General features: G+C 72.2%; 13 protein-coding genes. 4 read left to right on the top strand and 9 right to left on the bottom strand.

Translation table 11 applies throughout. The features are described from left to right. Positions 1 to 8 precede the first annotated feature (8 nt). Genes VMF70_16065 through VMF70_16050 form a run of 4 tightly spaced genes read right to left on the bottom strand, consistent with a single transcriptional unit; the run spans position 9 to position 1,841 of the window. Positions 9 to 527, bottom strand: a complete 519-nt coding sequence (locus tag VMF70_16065; protein HTT69542.1) for a GNAT family protein — start codon at positions 525 to 527, stop codon at positions 9 to 11. 8 nt (positions 528 to 535) lie between these two features. Next, positions 536 to 718, bottom strand: coding sequence for a hypothetical protein (locus VMF70_16060; GenBank protein ID HTT69541.1), 183 nt, complete (start codon positions 716 to 718; stop codon positions 536 to 538). Next, positions 700 to 1,059 (bottom strand): DUF971 domain-containing protein, encoded by a 360-nt coding sequence (locus tag VMF70_16055; GenBank protein ID HTT69540.1) that lies wholly within the window; start codon positions 1,057 to 1,059, stop codon positions 700 to 702. The genes VMF70_16060 and VMF70_16055 overlap by 19 nt, the downstream gene beginning before the upstream one ends. Continuing rightward, positions 1,056 to 1,841, bottom strand: a complete 786-nt coding sequence (locus tag VMF70_16050) for an arylesterase (protein HTT69539.1) — start codon at positions 1,839 to 1,841, stop codon at positions 1,056 to 1,058. The genes VMF70_16055 and VMF70_16050 overlap by 4 nt, the downstream gene beginning before the upstream one ends. Positions 1,842 to 1,848: 7 nt before the next feature. On the opposite strand from VMF70_16050, the gene VMF70_16045 reads away from it, so the two are divergent. Both VMF70_16045 and VMF70_16040 read left to right on the top strand, forming a co-directional pair. Beyond that, positions 1,849 to 2,586 carry an ABC transporter ATP-binding protein gene (locus VMF70_16045; GenBank protein ID HTT69538.1) on the top strand — a complete coding sequence of 246 codons (738 nt, stop codon included), beginning with the start codon at positions 1,849 to 1,851 and terminating at the stop codon, positions 2,584 to 2,586. Continuing rightward, positions 2,583 to 5,150: an FtsX-like permease family protein gene (locus VMF70_16040; GenBank protein HTT69537.1), complete on the top strand. Its 2,568-nt coding sequence runs from the start codon at positions 2,583 to 2,585 to the stop codon at positions 5,148 to 5,150. Before VMF70_16045 ends, VMF70_16040 begins: the two co-directional genes overlap by 4 nt. 72 nt (positions 5,151 to 5,222) lie before the next feature. Here the strand turns inward: VMF70_16040 and VMF70_16035 are convergent, their stop codons facing one another. The 4 genes from VMF70_16035 to VMF70_16020 all read right to left on the bottom strand — a co-directional run bounded on the left by VMF70_16035 (position 5,223) and on the right by VMF70_16020 (position 7,144). After that, positions 5,223 to 5,696: a TM2 domain-containing protein gene (locus tag VMF70_16035; protein HTT69536.1), complete on the bottom strand. Its 474-nt coding sequence runs from the start codon at positions 5,694 to 5,696 to the stop codon at positions 5,223 to 5,225. Positions 5,697 to 5,764: 68 nt separating this feature from the next. Further along, positions 5,765 to 5,974, bottom strand: a complete 210-nt coding sequence (locus tag VMF70_16030) for a hypothetical protein (protein ID HTT69535.1) — start codon at positions 5,972 to 5,974, stop codon at positions 5,765 to 5,767. A gap of 85 nt (positions 5,975 to 6,059) precedes the next feature. Further along, complete coding sequence (locus VMF70_16025; protein HTT69534.1) at positions 6,060 to 6,488, bottom strand: secondary thiamine-phosphate synthase enzyme YjbQ; 429 nt, start codon at positions 6,486 to 6,488, stop codon at positions 6,060 to 6,062. Between the two features lie 83 nt (positions 6,489 to 6,571). Continuing rightward, on the bottom strand, positions 6,572 to 7,144 hold the full coding sequence (locus tag VMF70_16020) for a hypothetical protein (protein HTT69533.1): 573 nt from the start codon (positions 7,142 to 7,144) through the stop codon (positions 6,572 to 6,574). 130 nt (positions 7,145 to 7,274) lie between these two features. Here VMF70_16020 and VMF70_16015 point away from each other — a divergent pair, with 130 nt between their 5' ends. Beyond that, on the top strand, positions 7,275 to 8,972 hold the full coding sequence (locus VMF70_16015) for a long-chain fatty acid--CoA ligase (GenBank protein HTT69532.1): 1,698 nt from the start codon (positions 7,275 to 7,277) through the stop codon (positions 8,970 to 8,972). Positions 8,973 to 9,093: 121 nt separating this feature from the next. Then, the gene (gene moaA, locus VMF70_16010) at positions 9,094 to 10,119 is read left to right on the top strand and encodes a GTP 3',8-cyclase MoaA (GenBank protein ID HTT69531.1); all 1,026 of its coding nucleotides are present in this window, start codon (positions 9,094 to 9,096) and stop codon (positions 10,117 to 10,119) included. A 92-nt stretch (positions 10,120 to 10,211) separates the two neighbouring features. Here moaA and VMF70_16005 read toward each other — a convergent pair. Beyond that, on the bottom strand, positions 10,212 to 12,435 hold a 2,224-nt coding region (locus VMF70_16005; GenBank protein HTT69530.1), incomplete at its 5' end, for a 2-oxoglutarate dehydrogenase E1 component.

The raw sequence follows: 12,435 nt of genomic DNA, 5'->3' as shown, positions 1-12,435 counted from the left end.
CCTCCGCGTCACCTGACCAGCGCGTACACCAGCAGGTCGAACGTCCGGCCGTCCTTCGTGGCGGCCTTGCGGAGCCGCGCCTCGCGCACGTACCCGGCCTTCTCGAGCACCCGCATCGAGGCGGCGTTGTGCTCGAACACGTAGGCCTGCATCCGGCACAGGTCGAACGCGCCGAACGCGTGCTCCGTCACCGCCTGGAGCGCCGCCGTGGCGATGCCGCGGCCCCAGTGCGCCTGGCCCAGCCAGAAGCCGACCACGGCCGTGCGCTTCCAGATGTCCGCCTGCAGCTCCAGCCCGATGCCGCCGACGGCCTCGCCGTTCACGACGATCGCGAAGTGCACGGCCGGGTCCTGCCCGGTGACGGCCTCGATCCACCGGTCGGCGTCCGCCCGCCGGTACGGATGGGGGAACCGGTCGCCCAGGTTGATCCACACCGCGCGGCTGTCCGCGTGCCGCACGAGGGACACGGCGTCGCCGCGTTCCCACGGGCGCAGCACCGCGCCGGCGACCGGGAGCTCGAGGCGCATCGCGGGGCCTACGACTTCCGGAAGGCCAGCCGCTCTTCGAGCCGCGTGAGGATCTCCTCCTGCCGCTTGAGCTCCTCGCGGTACTCCATCCGCTCCGTGTCGGTGATCTCCATCCGGAGGTCCGACAGGTAGCTCTCCAGGGCCTGCCGCAGCACGGCGGCCTCCTCGGCGGTCAGGTCGAGCTGGGCCATGGTCCACCTCCTGAGCGCTCCGCAGCGCAGCGCGGGCACGGGCAAAGGGCGAGCAGGTACTCCCACGGGTAGATGCCGGTGTCGTGGCCGTCGCTCCACGCGAAATGCGCGGCGTATGCCCCGACCAGCCGAAGGGCCACGGCGCGGATCTCGTCCGGCACGCCGCCCGCCTCGAGGATCGGCGCGCCGCTGATCTCGTCCCGGCACGCCGCGCACGGGCAGGCGAGCCGCAGCTCGCGCGCGCCGTAGATGCCGACGTGGCCGGCCTCGTCCCAGTGGATCTCGAGCGCGGCGCCCCCGTCGAGCCGCCGGACGAGGTACGGGACCGGCAACGGCTTCACCGCGGACCCGGCGCGCCGCCCGGGGCGGCCGCGCTCTCGCGCGCCACCAGCGGCGCGAGCACCTTCCATACGTTGTCCGCTACGATCCGGGCCCCGGCGGCGTTGGGATGGATCCCGTCCGGCTGGTTGAGGGAGTCCACGCCTCCCACGCCCTCGAGCAGGAACGGGATCAGGGGCAGGCCCTCCCGCGCGGCCAGGTCGCGGAACAGGGCCCGGAACCGGGCCGCGTACCTCGGGCCCAGGTTCGGCGGCACCTCCATGCCCGCGAGCACGATCCCGATCCCCGGCCGGTTCGCGCGCGCGCGTCGGACGATGGCCTCGAGGTTGGCGCGCGTCGAGTCCAGCTCCAGGCCGCGCAGCCCGTCGTTGGCCCCCGTTTCCACCACCAGGATGGCGACCGGGCCCCGGAGCACGGCGTCGAGGCGGCGCAGGGCGCCCGCGCTCGTCTCGCCGCTCACGCCCGCGTTGACCGCCTGCCACGGCGGACGCCGGCCGGCGAGCCGGCGCTGGATCAACGCCGGATAGGCCTCGTCGGGATCGAGACCGAGGCCGGCCGTGAGGCTGGTGCCCAGGAAGACCATCAGCCGGGTTTGGGAATTGGGGGTCGGGGTTTGGGGCCGTCCCCCGCCGCCCGCCGTCGAGCGCGCTGCCGAATCGACCGAGTCGGCGCGCGTCGCCTGCACACCCGCAGAGTCCACGCCCGGCGCCCGCGGCACGCGCGAGGCCATGCCGCCCCGGCCGCACGAGGCCAGCAGGACAATCGCCAGTGCGCCAACTATCATTCGGCCCATGCTCATCGCCCGGAACCTCACCAAGACCTACCTGAGCGGCGGCCGCCCCCTCACGGTGCTCAAGGAAGTTAGTCTCGAAGTCGATGCCGGTGGATTCCTCGCGATCGTCGGGCCGTCCGGCTGCGGCAAGACGACCCTGCTCGGGCTGCTGGCGGGCCTCGACGTGCCCAGCGGCGGCAGCGTGCTCCTGGGCGGCCAGGACCTGTCCCTGCTCTCCGAGGACGGCCGGGCGAGGCTGCGCGGCGAGCAGGTCGGGTTCGTGTTCCAGACCTTCCAGCTCATCCCGACCCTCACCGCCCAGGAAAACGTCCAGGTGCCCCTGGAGCTGGTTCCCAGACGGCACGTTGCACAGGGCGACGGCGGTTCCACGTCGCTCCGAACGCGGAAGGCCGAGAGCTACCGGGACATCGCCGAGCGCGCGCGGCAGCTGCTGGCGCGGGTGGGCCTGGAGGGGCGCGAGCATCACTACCCGGCGCAGCTCTCCGGCGGCGAGCAGCAGCGGGTCGCGGTGGCCCGCGCGTTCGCGAACCGCCCCAGCGTCCTGTTCGCCGACGAGCCGACGGGCAACCTCGACGCGGAGACCGGCGCGCGCATCATCGAGCTGCTGGTCGGGCTCAACCGCGAGTCGGGCGCGACCATCGTGCTGGCGACCCACGACGGCGAGCTGGCGGCCAAGGCGAAGAGCACGCTGCGCCTCAGGGACGGCGCGGTGGTCCGGGAGCCGGGGCGCGCATGACCGGCGCCGGCGCCGTGCTCCGCCTCTCGTGGCGGGAGACCCGCGCCTCCCGCCGGCGACTGCTGCTGTTCGCCTCGGCGATCTCCATCGGCGTCGCCGCGCTGGTGGCCATCCGCTCGTTCACCGCCAACGTCCAGGAGTCCGTGCACCGGCAGGCGCGCGAGCTGCTCGGCGCCGACCTGCTGCTCACCAGCAACCGCCCGTTCACCCCACCGGTCGAGAGCCTGCTCGACTCCCTGGCGCGCGGCGGCGCCGTGGTGGCGCGGCGCACGTCGCTCAACTCGATGGCGTACGTCCGGCGGCGGGAGGGCACGCGCCTCGTGGACGTGCGCGCCGTGGGCGGCGGCTTCCCGTTCTACGGCCGGGCGGTCACCGATCCCCCGAACCGCTGGGCCGACCTCGACACCGCCGAGGTCGCCGTGGTGGACACCAGCCTGCTGGTACAGCTCGGCGCCCGGATCGGCGACACGCTCGAGCTCGGCCGCCGCAGCTTCCGCATCGCGGCCGTGGCGGTCGAGGTGCCCGGGCGGCTGTCGGGCGGTTACGGCTCGTTCGTTCCGGAGGTCTACATCCCCGTGCGGGACGTGGCCGGGACCGGCCTGGTGGTGTTCGGCAGCCGCGCGAGCTACCAGGCGCTGCTCAAGCTGGACGGCGAGAAGGCGGCGCGCCGCCTCGACGGGTCGCACAAGCGCCTGTTCGAGCGCGAGAAGGTCCGCAGCCGGAGCGCGGGCGACGCCGAGGCCAACCTCACCGAGTCGCTCAGCCAGCTGTCGAGCTTCCTCCAGTTCGTCGGGCTCGTCGCCCTGCTCCTGGGGGGCATCGGCGTGGCGAGCGGGATCGGGGCGTTCGTGGCCGGCAAGCTCGACACCATCGCCGTGCTGCGGTGCCTGGGCGCGGGCCGGCCGGCGGTGTTCGTCATCTACCTGCTGCAGGCCGCGGCGCTGGGCCTGGTGGCCGCCGCCGCGGGGGCGGCCCTGGGCGTCGGCGTGCAGTTCCTCCTGCCCGTGCTCCTCAAGGGCGTGCTCCCCCTGGGCGTGTCCGTGACCGTCGAGCCGGCGGCGGTGGCGGCCGGCCTCGCGGTCGGGGTCGCGGTCGCCGTGCTGTTCGCCCTGCGGCCCCTGCTCGAGGTCCGGCTCGTCTCGCCGCTCCAGGCGCTGCGCCAGCCGTTCGAGGACGAGGCCGTCCGGCCGCCGCGCGACCCCTGGCGCGTGGCCGCCTTCGGCGCCCTGGCCGTCGGCGTCGTCGCCCTCGCGATGAACCAGAGCGACGAGCCGCGCGTGGGCCTCGGCTTCGCCGTGGCCATCGGCCTGTCGCTCGGCGTGCTCACGCTCACCGCGCGCGTGGCGATCGCGCTGGCGCGCCGGCTCCTCGTGGCCGCGGCCCGCGGCGCCGGGTGGCCCTACGCGCTCCGGCAGGGGATCGCCAACCTGTACCGCCCGCGCAACCAGACCCGCACCGTCGTCGTCGCGCTCGGCTTCGGGGTGGCGCTGCTGGCCACGCTGTACCTGGTGGAGGCGAACCTGCTCGGCCAGGTCCAGTTCGCGACGCTCGCCACGCCGGGCAAGCCGAACCTGGTCTTCGTGGACATCCAGCCGGACCAGGAGGCCGGCGTCGACAGCCTGGTGCGCGCGAGCGGCGCCGGCGTGCTGCAGCAGGTGCCCATCGTGCCGATGCGGATCGCGTCCATCAACGGGCGCGCGCCGGACGACCTGCTCCGGGACCCGAAGCGGCGGCCGCCGGCGCCGTGGACGCTGCGGCGCGAATACCGCTCGACCTTCCGGGACTCGATGACCGCCGGCGAGCGGCTGGTCCGCGGCGCCTGGTGGCACGGCCGGGGCGCGGGACCGCCCTACCCGGTCTCGCTGAGCAGCGACGTGGCGCAGGATCTCGGCGTCGGGATCGGCGACCGCATCGACTGGACGGTCGAGGGGCTCTCGGTGCCGACCGCGGTCGTGGCGCTGCGGGAAGTGGAGTGGGCGCGCTTCGAGCCGAACTTCTTCGCCGTCTTCAGCTCGGCCGCCCTCGCGGGCGTGCCCCGCTCGACGGTCGTGCTCACGCGGCTGGACGACGCGGCGGCGCGCGCCCGCCTGCAGCGCGCGGTGTCGGCGCGCTACGCCAACGTCACGAGCTTCGACGTGGCCCTGGTGCAGGCGGTGGTGGAGCGGATTCTCGGACGGGTGTCGCTCGCCATCCGGTTCATGGCCGCCTTCAGCCTGGCCATCGGGGCACTGGTCCTGGCCGGCGCCGTGGCCGCCGGCCGGCTGGCGCGCATCCGCGAGGGGGCGCTGCTCAAGACGCTGGGCGCGACCCGTCGCCAACTCTCCCGCATCCTGCTCGCCGAGTACCTGGCCCTGGGAACCCTGGCGGGGCTGGTGGGCATCGGCCTCTCCGCCCTGGGAGCCTGGGCGATGGTGCACTTCGTCTTCGATCTCGGGTTCAAGCTGCCGGCCGTGCCGCTCCTGGCCGTGCTCGCGGCCACCGCCGCCCTCGTGGCCGCCGTGGGGCTCGCCGCGAGTCGCGAGGTGTTCCGCAGGACGGCGATGGAGGTGCTGAGGGAGAGTTAGTGGGTTGTAGGTGGTGGGTCATCGAGAGAGCAACCACTGCAACCTACGACCATCCACCTGCCAACTGCTTCGTCACTTCACCAGTCCGGGAAACACGTAGAACACCTGCCCCGCGTCGTCGCTGTCGGCTTCGATGTAGCCGGCCACCGCCATCTCCCGCAGCTGCCGCTCGACCTCCTTGAAGCCGCGTCCCGTGCTCGCCACCGCTTCGGCCACCGACAGGCGGCCGCCGTTGGCGCTCGCCGCCTGGACCAGCGCGACCTGGAACTCCTCCGTCGTGCGCGGCAGGCGCTTGACCCCCTGGCCCGCGCCGCCCGCGCCGAGCAGCGCAGCCGAGCCCACCGACTGGATGAGCGCGCGGTTATTGGCGTCCTCGACCATGCCCGGGATCGTGAACAGGTCGATGAACTGTCCGATCCCGGCCAGGCCGAACGTGAACAGCCACAGGAAGCCGGTCCCGTACTTGCCGTTGTAGATGCGGTGCAGCCCGCACACGCCGACGAAGCAGGCGCACCACAGCAGGTAGGCGACGGTCTTGTCCTTCATGGTTCGGACAAGCTACGCGGGCGGGGGCCATATGTCTGCCCCCGCCTCCGCCACGTGATCGTCGCTGTCTAGGCTGCCTCGGAGCCGCGCTCCTCGGTCCACCGGCGGAACAGCCGGTAGGCGAGGTACGCCAGGCCGAAGATGAGCGCCAGCTTCAGCACGAACATGACGAACCCGAACACCAGGCCCAACACGGGAAACAGCAGCAGGCCCAGCAGCTTCACAGCCAGCACGCCCAGGATCGCCGTGCCGGCGAGCATTCCCAGTGCACGCAACATCCTCGAGAACCTCCCCGCAGGGCGCCGCGCCCTGCCGACAACCCCTACGGGTGGACCGGCCCCCAGGTTACAGGCGGGCGCCGGCTCAGGCGCCGAGCACCACGGCGACCACCTCCCGCTCGCGGGCCCGGTTGTCCAGGTTGATCACCACGATCTGCTGCCAGGTGCCGAGCTGCAGGCGGCCGTCGACGACCGGCACGGCGATGCCGGTCTTGAGGAGCGACGACCTGATGTGGGAGAAGCCGTTGCCGTCGCCCCACCGCGCGTTGTGCGCGTAGTCGCCGTCGGCGGGCGCCAGCCGGTCGAGCGCGCGCCTCAGGTCGGCCAGCGCGCCGGCCTCGTACTCGATCGTGGTCACGGCCCCGGTCGAGCCCGTGAGCGACACGACGACGGCCCCGTCGCGCACGCCCGAGTCGCCCACCAGGGCGGCGACCTCGTCGGTCAGGTCCCGATGTCCGAACTCGGCGCCGAGATTGAAGCTCCAGCGCCGAGTCCGGGATTGTTGCTTCGCCATGTCTTCGTCCCCGCGTCCGGCTTGCCCGGGAATAAGGCGCCCGCGCGCGAGGCGTCAAGCGTGCCGGGATCGCCCGGCCCGTCTCAGCTCATGGCGTGCGGCCACAGCCAGCCGAACGTTCCGGCCGTGAGGCATCCGTAGATCAGGGCCGAGATCAGGCTCTTGACCGTGCTCTTCCAGGTCCGGCCGAACCAGATCGCCTCGGGCACCAGACCCAGCCCGTAGGCCATGAAGCCCGACGCGCCCGCGATCTGGAAGACCCGCAGGTACTCGGTGCCCTTGGGCAGCGCGTGGCTCGCGACGTAGGCCACGAAGAACGACACCACCAGGTAGTAGATGAATGCCTGCACGAGCATCGGGGCCATGGTCCACTTGGCCGGCTTCCGCAGCAGCAGCACCCCGTTCGGGCCCTCCTCCACTTTCTTCATCGCGGCCTCGGCGCCGCCTTCGCCCATGATGTGCGGGAAGACGTACTGCCCCGGCGCCTTGAGGTTGAGCTTGCGAACCGCGTCGCGCAGCTGGTCCTCGCCCGGGATGGGCTTCCACTCGGCGTTCTCGTACTTCAGCGCCATCCACACCACGCTGCTGCCGATGAACACGAACACGGCGGACAGCACGATCGGCAGCCACAGCATCGGCACCGTCACATCGTACATGGCGATCTCCCTGGTGAGGTAACCCGACTCAGGCGTTCGGAATGGACGGATAAGAGGCATTGGGGCCGATGGTTGCGCAAGTCCCCGAGGCGACGCGAAGTTGGTGGCCGTCCGAGAGCCTGGAGAGCGCGTGGAGCCGCGGGTCTGGCACAAGCACTACGATTCCGTCGTCCGGCCGAGCCTCGCCTACGAGGAGCTGGTCCTGCCCGAGCGGCTCGAGCGGTCGGCAGAAGCCTACCCCGACGCCCCGGCGATCCTGTTCCTCGGGTGCCGCCTGACGTACCGGGAGCTGAAGGACCAGGTGGACCGCCTCGCCACCGCGCTGGCGGCCCTGGGCGTGACCCGGGAGACCCGGGTGGCGATCCACCTGCCCAACCTGCCGCAGACGGTGATCGCCTACTATGCCGTCCTGTCGCTCGGCGGGCAGGTGGTGATGACGAACCCGCTGTACGTCGAGCGGGAGATCGAGCACCAGTGGAACGACGCCGGCTGCGAGTTCGCCGTCACGGCGGACTTCCTGTTCGCCACCCGGCTGCGCCACATCCGCAGCCGGCTGCCGATCAAGCACTACGTCGTGGCGTCGATTCCGGAGTACCTGCCCTTCCCGCTGAAGCAGATCGCCCCGCTGAAGCTGCGGCGGATGAAGCCGCCCGCGATCGCGCGCGTGGCGGCGGAGCCGGGCGTGCACCGGTTCCGCAGGCTCGTCGCCGCCACGGAGCCCGACCCGCCGGCGGTCTCCATCGGCCTCGACGACGTCGCGGCGCTGCAGTACACCGGCGGGACGACCGGCGTCTCCAAGGGCGCCATGCTGACGCACCGCAACCTGTCGTGCAACGTCCAGCAGTGCATCACCTGGCTGCACTGCACCCACGGCTCCGAGGTGGTACTGTCGGCGCTGCCGCTGTTCCACGTGTTCGGGATGACGGTGTGCATGAACTTCCCGATCGGCGCGGCCGCGGCGATGGTGCTGCTGCCCAACCCGCGCGACATCCCGGCGCTGGTCAAGGCCGTGGTGAAGGACCGGGTGACGCTGTTCATGGGCGTGCCCGCGATGTTCCACGCGATCAACGGGTACCCGGGCATCGAGCACAAGGACATCCGGTCGGTGAAGTCCTGCTTCTCGGGCTCGGCGCCGCTGCCGATGGCCGTGCTCGAGCGGTTCGAAGCGCTGACCGGGAGCCACATCGTCGAGGGATTCGGCCTGACCGAGACGTCGCCGGTGACGCACGTCAACCCGATGGACGGGCTGCGGAAGGCCGGCAGCATCGGCATTCCCTTCCCCGACACCGACTCGAAGGTGGTGGACCTGGAGACCGGCACGCGGACCCTGCCGCCGGGCGAGCCGGGCGAGCTGCTGATCAAGGGTCCGCAGGTGATGGCCGGCTACTGGAACATGCCGGAGGAGACGGCGGAGGTGCTCCGGGACGGCTGGCTCCACACCGGCGACATCGCCCAGATCGACGAGGACGGCTACCACTGCATCGTCGGCCGGAAGAAGGACATGATCCTGGCGTCGGGCTACAACGTGTATCCGGACGAGGTGGACGGCGTGCTGATGAAGCACCCGGCGGTGCTCGAGGCGGCCACGATCGGCGTGAGCGATCCCAAGCGCGGCGAGAGCATCAAGTCGTTCATCGTCCTCAAGCCCGGCGAGCACGCCACCGCCGAGCAGATCGCGGCGTACTGCCGCAGCAACCTCGCCGCCTACAAGGTCCCGCGCCACATCGAGTTCCGGGACGCGCTGCCGAAGAGCGGCATCCTCAAGATCCTCCGGATGGCGCTCCGCGAGGAGGAGCGGACGAAGGCCGCGGCGGGCGCCACGGCGTAGGCGACGCGGGGCGCGGCGCCCCGGCGCGTCTCGCCCGCGCGCGCACGGCCACGGATCGCCGCGCAGTGCGGCCGCCGGCCCGCTTGCCGATAGCCGAACGACTCGCTTTCATTCCCCCGCAATGGTCCACGACGCGCTGGCGCGCCCGCTCGCGAGCCTCCGGGTCTCGCTCACCGATCGGTGCAACCTCCGCTGCCGCTACTGCATGCCGGAGGAGGAGTACGTGTGGCTGCCCCGCGCGTCGATCCTCACCTTCGAGGAGATCACGCGGCTCGCGGGGGTGTTCACGGCCCTGGGCGCGGCGAAGGTGCGGCTGACGGGCGGCGAGCCGCTGCTGAGGCACGACGTGCCGACCCTGGTCGCGCTGTTGCGGCGCAACGACGCCATCGCGGACCTGGCCCTCACGACCAACGGCATGGTGCTGGCGGCACAGGCCGCGGCGCTCCACCGCGCCGGCCTCCATCGCCTCACGGTGAGCCTGGACACGCTGCGGCCGGACCGGTTCGAGGCCTACACCCGGAGCAAGCGGCACGGCGACGTGCTGGAGGGGATCGCCGAGGCGCGGCGGGCCGGGTTCGGCCGCCTCAAGCTCAACACGGTGGTGGTGCGCGGCTACAACGACGACGAGCTGGCGGACCTGATCGAGTTCGGCCGCGCGGCGGGCGCGGAGGTGCGGTTCATCGAGTACATGGACGTCGGCGGGGCGACGCAGTGGTCGCCCGCGCAGGTCGTCTCGCGGGTCGCGATGCTGGAGACGCTGGCGCGGCGGTACGGGCGCATCGAGCCGGTCGCGCCGCCCGCCGGGAGCGCCGCCCCCGCCGAGCGGTTCGCGCTCCCCGACGGCACGACCTTCGGGATCATCGCCTCCACCACGGCGCCGTTCTGCCGCACCTGCGACCGCAGCCGGCTCACGGCCGACGGGACGTGGTTCCTGTGCCTGTACGCCGAGCGCGGCGTGAGCCTGCGGGACCCGCTGCGCCAGGGCGCCTCCGACGAGGAGCTTGCCGCGCTGATCGGGGGGACGTGGCGAGAACGGACGGATAGGGGGGCGGAGCGACGGCTCGAGGTTGTCGCGAGGGGCGCGCTGTACCCGGTGGATAAGCTTCGCGCCGATCCCCATCGGGAGATGCATACGAGGGGCGGGTGAGCGGTGAGACGTGAGAAGTGAGAGGTTCAAGTGAGAGGTGAGAGGCAACGACGTGAGAGGTGAGCCTCACCTCTCACCCTCACCTCTCACACTCACTCGCCACCCATCGCTTCGCCCACGATGCGAGCCTGCTCGGCCAGATGTGCCGCAGGATACCCCTCCGCCGAGCTCGCCCGCTCCGGCCGCCCCACGTAGCGCAGGCGCACGTCGCCGTCCGCACCGCGCGGCGCCAGGTCGCGCAGATGGTGTGCGACGTAGCGCCAGGGCCCCTTGTTCCGGGGCTCCTCCTGGAGCCACACTAGCTCCCGCAGGTTGGGATACGACGCGACCAGCGCGGCGAGGTCCGCCTTGGGCAGCGGGTAGAGCAGCTCGAGGCGCGCCACCGCCACCTTCGCGGCGGCCTTCCGCGCCCCGGAGCCGATCGCGTCGTAGTACACCTTCCCGGAGCACACCACCAGCCGCTCGATCCGCGCGCGGTCGCCGGCGACCTGGGGATCGTCGAGCACCTGCCGGAAGCAGCCGTCGGCGAGGTCCTCCACGGGCGAGAGGGCCAGCGGATGCCGCAGGTAGCTCTTGGGGGTCATCACCACCAGCGGGCGCTGGTCCTCGAGCCTCGCCTGCCGCCTGAGCAGGTGGAAGTACTGCGCCGGCGTGGTCGGGTTGGCGATCCGCATGTTCTGCTGGCCGGCCAGCTGGAGGAACCGCTCCAGCCGCGCGCTCGAGTGCTCCGGGCCCTGACCCTCGTAGCCGTGCGGCAGCAGCAGCACCAGGCGCGAGCGCTCCGACCACTTCACCCGGCCCGACACGATGAACTGGTCGATGATGACCTGGGCCCCGTTGGCGAAGTCCCCGAACTGCGCTTCCCACAGCACCAGGGCCTCGGACGCCTCTGCGCTGTAGCCGTACTCGAACCCCAGCGCCGCCAGCTCCGAGAGCGGGCTGTTGTGCAGCTCGAACGGCGCCTGCGCGCCCGGCAGGTGCTGGATCGGCGCGTACCGCGCCCCGGTGGCGACGTCGTGCAGCACCAGGTGCCGCTGGCTGAAGGTGCCGCGCTCCGTGTCCTGTCCCGTCAGCCGGATGGGCACGCCCTCCACCAGCAGCGAGGCGAACGCCAGGGACTCCGCGTGGGCCCACTCCAGCGCGCCGCCCTCCTCCATCGTCTTGCGGCGCCGCTCCAGCTGCCGCAGCAGCTTGGGATGCACAGCGAAGCCGTCGGGCCAGGTCGTCAGCTGCCGATCGAGCACGCCGAGCATCTCCTCGCCCACCGCCGTGCCGGGCTCGCACTCGCCGGTGGTCGCCGGCGCCAGCTCCGAGCCGGAGGACACCCGCGCGCTGGTGCCGATGGTCTCGAAGCCCGCGCCGGAGCGCCGCGACAGGCTGGCCTTCACCGCCTGCTGCACCTTGGACAGGCGCTCGTAGGCCGCCTGCGCCTCGGCCTCGGCCTGTTCGCTCGTGACCACGCCTTGCGCGGCCAGCTTCGCGGCCCACTGCGCGCGGACGGTCGGCAGCGCGGCGATCCGTTCGTACATCACCGGCTGGGTGTAGGCCGGCTCGTCGGCCTCGTTGTGCCCGTGCCGGCGGTAGCCCACCAGATCGATCAGCACGTCGCCCTGGAACTGCTCGCGGTACGCCATCGCCAGCCGCACCGCGGACAGGCAGGCCTCCGGATCGTCGGCGTTCACGTGGATGATCGGGTGGTCGAAGCCCTTGGCCAGGTCCGACGCGTACGGCGTCGAGCGCCCCTCGCCGGGGTCGGTGGTGAAGCCCAGCTGGTTGTTGGTGATGATGTGGATCGTGCCGCCGGTGGAGTAGCCCGGGAGCCGCGCCAGGTTCAGCGTCTCGGCCACGACGCCTTCGCCGGCGAAAGCGGCGTCGCCGTGGATGAGGACCGGCAGGGCCACCGAGGCGTCGTGGTGCGCCGTCGGGCCGCGGCGCTCGGTCTGGAGCGCGCGCGCCCGTCCCTCCACCACGGGGTTCACCGACTCCAGGTGGCTCGGGTTGGGCGACAGCTCCACGGCGATGGACTTCCCGGCCTGCGTGAGGTACGAGCCGGAGGCGCCGAGGTGGTACTTCACGTCGCCGGTGGCGCCGTCGGCCTCGCCGATCTGCCCGCCCTCGAACTCGGCGATGATGGACTCGTACGGCATCCCGACGATGTGCGCGAGGACGTTGAGCCGGCCCCGGTGCGCCATCCCCATGACCACGGCCCGGGTTCCGGCGGCCGCCGCGAGCTCGGCCACCAGGTCGAGCATCGGGACCAGCATGTCCACGCCCTCGATGGAGAAGCGCTTCTGACCGAGGTACGCGCGGCCCAGG

It is taken from the genome of Gemmatimonadales bacterium, from assembly GCA_035502185.1.
Lineage (GTDB): Bacteria > Gemmatimonadota > Gemmatimonadetes > Gemmatimonadales > JACORV01 > Fen-1245.
The sequence above is the reverse complement of the archived record's forward strand: the minus strand, read 5'-3'. Positions and strand labels throughout refer to the sequence as shown.

What these genes read in the sequence shown, in the direction of transcription:
- VMF70_16065 (HTT69542.1), bottom strand. Translation starts at nt 527, where the DNA reads ATGCGCCTCGAGCTCCCGGTCGCCGGCGCGGTGCTGCGCCCGTGGGAA.
- VMF70_16060 (HTT69541.1), bottom strand. Translation starts at nt 718, where the DNA reads ATGGCCCAGCTCGACCTGACCGCCGAGGAGGCCGCCGTGCTGCGGCAG.
- VMF70_16050 (HTT69539.1), bottom strand. Translation starts at nt 1,841, where the DNA reads ATGATAGTTGGCGCACTGGCGATTGTCCTGCTGGCCTCGTGCGGCCGG.
- VMF70_16045 (HTT69538.1), top strand. Translation starts at nt 1,849, where the DNA reads ATGCTCATCGCCCGGAACCTCACCAAGACCTACCTGAGCGGCGGCCGC.
- VMF70_16040 (HTT69537.1), top strand. Translation starts at nt 2,583, where the DNA reads ATGACCGGCGCCGGCGCCGTGCTCCGCCTCTCGTGGCGGGAGACCCGC.
- VMF70_16035 (HTT69536.1), bottom strand. Translation starts at nt 5,696, where the DNA reads ATGAAGGACAAGACCGTCGCCTACCTGCTGTGGTGCGCCTGCTTCGTC.
- VMF70_16030 (HTT69535.1), bottom strand. Translation starts at nt 5,974, where the DNA reads ATGTTGCGTGCACTGGGAATGCTCGCCGGCACGGCGATCCTGGGCGTG.
- VMF70_16025 (HTT69534.1), bottom strand. Translation starts at nt 6,488, where the DNA reads ATGGCGAAGCAACAATCCCGGACTCGGCGCTGGAGCTTCAATCTCGGC.
- VMF70_16020 (HTT69533.1), bottom strand. Translation starts at nt 7,144, where the DNA reads ATGTACGATGTGACGGTGCCGATGCTGTGGCTGCCGATCGTGCTGTCC.
- moaA (HTT69531.1), top strand. Translation starts at nt 9,094, where the DNA reads ATGGTCCACGACGCGCTGGCGCGCCCGCTCGCGAGCCTCCGGGTCTCG.